The organism is Colwellia sp. 5_MG-2023, assembly GCF_030547795.1.
GTDB lineage: Bacteria > Pseudomonadota > Gammaproteobacteria > Enterobacterales > Alteromonadaceae > Colwellia.
In genome coordinates this window covers 1-966 of record NZ_JAUOPW010000062.1, presented here as the reverse complement: position 1 = coordinate 966, position 966 = coordinate 1, and the positions used below count along the sequence as shown (strand labels likewise).

1 protein-coding gene is annotated in these 966 nt (G+C 42.9%); it reads left to right on the top strand.

The features are described from left to right. Positions 1 to 100 precede the first annotated feature (100 nt). The coding region (locus tag Q4496_RS17870) for a GspE/PulE family protein (protein WP_303610968.1) at positions 101 to 966 on the top strand (866 nt) is incomplete at its 3' end.

Genomic DNA, 966 nt, shown 5'->3' with positions numbered 1-966 from the left:
TGATAGTTTAGTTAGTCACACCAACCATGAGGTCACTGACAGCGAGTCTAACAAAGATACTGATAACCTTAGTGACAGTGAGCGCGATGAGTTAGCACAAATCAGTGAAGAGACCGCTATTGCTTGGCGTTTACCCTTCGCCTTTGCAAAACGCTACAGTGTTTTACTCGCGAAAGAAGATGAGCACTATGTGCTGCATTGCTTACCAACGATTAGTGTCGAGACCATTGTTGAAGTGCGCCGCATTATTAAAGCGCCGTTTAGCTTTCGCGTACAAGAGGTTGCCGCCTTTGAGTTATTACTCACACAAGCGTATCAACGTGATTCATCAGAAGCACAACAGATGATGGAAGATATTGGTAACGAAGTCGACTTATACTCACTTGCTGATGAGATGACCGAAAGCGAAGATTTATTGGAAAATGAAGATGACGCGCCTATCATCAAACTTATCAATGCCATGTTAAGTGAAGCCATTAAAGAAGGTGCCAGTGATATTCACATTGAAACCTTTGAAAATGCGCTACAAATACGTTTTCGTGTTGATGGTGTGTTACGTGAAGTCTTAAAACCAAACCGTAAACTTGCCTCACTACTTGTTTCGCGTATTAAAGTCATGGCGAAGCTTGATATCGCTGAAAAACGTATCCCACAAGATGGTCGTATTTCATTGCGTATTGGTGGGCGTGCGGTTGATGTACGTGTATCAACTATGCCAACTGGGCATGGTGAGCGCGTTGTATTACGTTTACTTGATAAAAACGCTGCGCGATTAGATTTACAAGATTTAGGTATGACCGACGTTAATCGTCACGCCTTTAGTCAATTAATTGAAAAACCACACGGTATTATACTTGTCACGGGCCCAACCGGCTCTGGTAAAAGTACCACCTTGTATGCTGGGTTAACACAAATAGATGCTCGAGAGCGTAATATTCTAACCGTCGAAGACCCGATAGAATTTGC